4 protein-coding genes are annotated in these 3869 nt (G+C 50.6%); 3 read left to right on the forward strand and 1 reads right to left on the reverse strand.

Features of this window, described 5'->3' with window-relative positions; genetic code table 11:
- From IQ260_RS28530 to IQ260_RS28540, 3 genes are all read left to right on the forward strand, one after another.
- Positions 1-588 (forward strand): formylglycine-generating enzyme family protein (locus tag IQ260_RS28530; RefSeq protein WP_193996454.1); only part of this gene is annotated, 588 nt, incomplete at its 5' end.
- Between the two features lie 205 nt (positions 589-793).
- Positions 794-1210 carry a XisH family protein gene (locus IQ260_RS28535; RefSeq protein WP_193996455.1) on the forward strand — a complete coding sequence of 139 codons (417 nt, stop codon included), beginning with the start codon at positions 794-796 and terminating at the stop codon, positions 1208-1210.
- On the forward strand, positions 1198-1533 hold the full coding sequence (locus IQ260_RS28540; RefSeq protein WP_193996456.1) for a XisI protein: 336 nt from the start codon (positions 1198-1200) through the stop codon (positions 1531-1533). Before IQ260_RS28535 ends, IQ260_RS28540 begins: the two co-directional genes overlap by 13 nt.
- A gap of 484 nt (positions 1534-2017) precedes the next feature.
- Here IQ260_RS28540 and IQ260_RS28545 read toward each other — a convergent pair.
- Positions 2018-3869: NACHT domain-containing protein (locus IQ260_RS28545; RefSeq protein ID WP_193996457.1), on the reverse strand; the 1852-nt coding region annotated here is incomplete at its 5' end.

Genomic DNA, 3869 nt, shown 5'->3' on the forward strand with positions numbered 1-3869 from the left:
GTTCCTGATCCATCCCGTTTTAGTGACGACAACCATCCTGTAGAACGTGTCAATTGGCATGCTGCCACCGAATTCTGCGCCCGCCTCCGACAACATACCGGACGTCCCTATCGCCTACCTACCGAAGCCGAATGGGAATACGCCTGCCGCGCCAACACCACTACACCATTCCACTTTGGCCCTATCCTCACCACCGACCTTGCCAACTATCGTAGCACCACCGACTGGTCCACAGGTGATAACCACTACTCTGGCACCTATAATGGCGGTCCCCAAGGAATCTTCCGAGAACAAACCACCCCGGTCGGCAGCTTCGACGTCGCCAACGCCTTTGGCCTCTATGACATGCACGGTAACGTCTGGGAATGGTGTCAGGACCTATGGCACCCAAACTATAAAGGAGCCCCTACAGACGGTAGTGCCTGGACAACCGGCAATAGCGTTTGGACAGATGGCGATAACATCTATCGCGTCCTACGCGGCGGTTCCTGGATCAACGGACCCGCCGATTGCCGATCCGCCCGTCGTATGAATAGCACCCCAGACACCCGCGTAAATTATTACGGTTTCCGCATCGCATGCGGGTAGGGGCATTCCCTTGTGGGTGCTTTGAAAAGCCTATGCTATTGACCGATCATAGGCCTATGGTGAATAAAACCATATCCTCGCCAATGACCAATATTTATATCCGTTAAATTATGATGGTATAGGTACTATTTTCCATAATAGCTACTGCTTATAGTCTTTCTAATCAATTCCCTCGTGCCAGCTTAGGCCGCTATCCCAACTCATTATGCCTGCCAAGGATCTATATCACGATACTGCTAAAACAGCTTTAATCAGAGACGGCTGGACTATCACTGACGATCCACTCAAACTTGAGGTAGGCAGACGTTCCATGTATATCGATTTGGGTGCCCAAAAGCTATTAGGCGCTGAAAAGCAAGGACACAAAATAGCAGTAGAAATCAAAAGCTTCCTGGCCCCTTCTCCCGTCAGTGAATTAGAAAAAGCCTTGGGACAGTATGAACTGTATTCTCTGATTCTAGAAGACGAAGACCCAGAACGGCTTCTGTATCTTGCCATTAGCGATCTTATTTTTGACGAGTTCTTCTCAGAAGAACTTGGGCAACGGGTACTTCGAAAAAAGAACTTGCGAGTCATCGTTTTTGAACCCAATCGCCAGGAGATTCTCCAATGGATACCATGATGTTTTACCAAAACACCGTAGAAAAAATTCTCAAAGACTATGCTGAGATTCCATACAGCTATGGTGATATCAGACAATATGTCATCGTCGATGCTGAGCGTACCCATTTTCTTCTCTTTAACGAAGGTTGGAACGGCAAAAAAAGAGTCCATGGTGTTGTCACCCATGTAGAAATTCGTGATAGCAAACTATGGATTCATTTTGATGGCACTGAAGATGGCATTACGGATGAACTCGTAACTGCAGGAATCTCCAAGGAGAATATTGTCCTGGCCTTTCATCCACCTCAGGTACGTCAGCATACCGGCTATGCGATCGCATAACCATTGAACCAAAACCAGGACGGTGCTCAACGGTCCTGCCGATGGCCGATCCGCACACTGCATGTATCAAGTCGAACACAGTGTTGTTCAAATAGCTACTATGGCCCATATGGCATAATATTCCCGGTATTGAGAAACTGTTTGAGTCTCTGGTCTTATCTTCTCCCTATGTTCCCCATGGACATTGCTATCTGTGGTAAACGCCGCTGGTAAGCCTGCATGTGATCAGCGATTGGCTGATTGAGAATGAAGAGATATTGTAGCTGCAAATTTTATGCCTAAACATATTGCTTGTACTATCTATTCAACTTAGACGTCACAACAGCAACCACTACGATCACAATTAATAGTGAGCCCATTAATAAAAATAAAGTTGAATACATAAAACATTGAAAGCGATAGTTCTGTATCAGAATACACCGTTTTTATCAACTATCAGAATTCAAGCCCCGGCTGCATTGTCCTTAACACTCCGGCTGACTACCTATTTAGATTCGTCGGCCAGGGAGGCAAAATGTTCTAGCAACAGCCGATGGATAAACAAATAGCCACCGCCTACTTTTTGCAAAAAGATACTGGCGGCGGCATAGTCTAAAAATTTGCTGTAGTTCCAGGGTATGGTGCCATCAGCGGTCAAGAGCAGCCGCAACAACACATGTTTAATCAAGGCCTCGCCACCGCCTGCTGCAAAGCCAAAGGCTAGACCGGTAGCCGCCCAAAAGGTAGCCTTGGTGTTGCCCAGGAGCAGGCCTGGGACATAGAGGGTAACCATGGCTACTAGGGCAAATAGGGTGGAGTTACGGGCTGATTGCCAAATGCCGGCGTTGGGTCGACTAGCGGTACCGATACGCTGACCACTCAGACCGCGGATCAGACCAAAGGTGAGACCGAGGGTAGCTCCAAAAGACAGGCCGATCAGACTGTGGTTGGTGAGACAGCCACCGTTGAGCAAACACTCGCTATCTCCAAAGATAAGACCAAACCCGACTTTAAGACTCCAGCCAATTAGGGGGCCTAAGGTCAGCCCTAAGAGCAGATTGTTGCGGGCCTGCCGCCACGACCAGCGCAGGGTTTCGGCTGGGGTGATGCGACTGACACCAAAAATATGGCTGCAGATGAGGCTGCCGAGTAAAACGGCTAACAACAACCGGTCGAGGGTCAGTACCTGGGCACCCAGGAGCGTTGCGATCGCAAAAAAGCTACACCATAGTCCCATTACATAAACCCGACGCTGGGCCGGATGCAGCCAGTCCGGCTGCATCCGCTCAATCAGAAACACCGTCTGGGAGGTGGCCACCAGCCGCTGGGCCAGGGTTGTCAGCCAGCCTTTGATTTGAACCACACTGTAGGTCTGGTCAGACCGCCGCGCCAGCATCCGTTGAATGTAGGCATCAAACAGCTGTTGTTGATAATTGGGGGCTGCGTCAGTCTCGCTTTGGGGCAAAATCTTTTCAGAAGAGACGCCCTGGTAGGTCAGCACCATAATGTTCAAAATCAAGGGGGAGCGCGCCAGCTCAATCAGAGACATGTTGGTATCCTGAATAGCGGCGTCCTTTTCCAAGAGAAACTTTAACCCCGTCAGCCCTCGATCGGGGCGGTTTAGATAGGTCAAAATCTGTTCATCCGTGAGGGGGCGCAGATATAGCGCCGCCTGCAGCTGCAGCTTTTGGGGCAGGGTTTCATAGTCCCGGATGCGGCTACATACCACCATTTCGGGACTATAGTTGCAATAAAACTGATTCAGGGCTGCCACACAGGCTGCCCGGCGTTCTAGGGCCACCTCATCGAGACCATCCAGCAATAGCAACAGCTGTTGTTCATCCACCCAGCGGCGTCCAATGGCCTTGGGTACCTGATACTTACTGTTGAGTTCTTTTACCAGCCAGCGTTCGATGGGTTCATAGAGCCACGACGAGAGATTAAAAATTACCGGTAGCCGCTGACTGCTATCGAGCCGGTCTAGCAAATGGCGAGCCAGACTGAGCAGTGTCGTCGTTTTACCGGCCCCTGGTTCACCCAAAATCAGCAAACTACGGCCCTCACCAAGGGCCTCAAACAGGTGACTGACCTGGGTACCCGAAGGTAGAGACTGGACCGACTGCCCCGGTGTGGCATAGGTGATTTGCCAGGGAAGTGCGATCGCATCAGGCCGTTCCTCCAACCCCAACGTCAGCAATACCTGACCATGGAGAGAACGCTCCAGCACCCCCTCAATCCAAAAGCGCCGCACCTTATTGAGCAGAGCCTGCCGATTCCGATAAGTTTGTTGCGAGTATTTGGCAGCAGACCCCGTAGGTTGGGTTGAGCCCCCGAAACCCAACCCAACACCATCACCC

The sequence above is a fragment of the Leptolyngbya cf. ectocarpi LEGE 11479 genome, from assembly GCF_015207065.1.
GTDB classification, from domain to species: domain Bacteria; phylum Cyanobacteriota; class Cyanobacteriia; order Phormidesmidales; family Phormidesmidaceae; genus Leptothoe; species Leptothoe ectocarpi.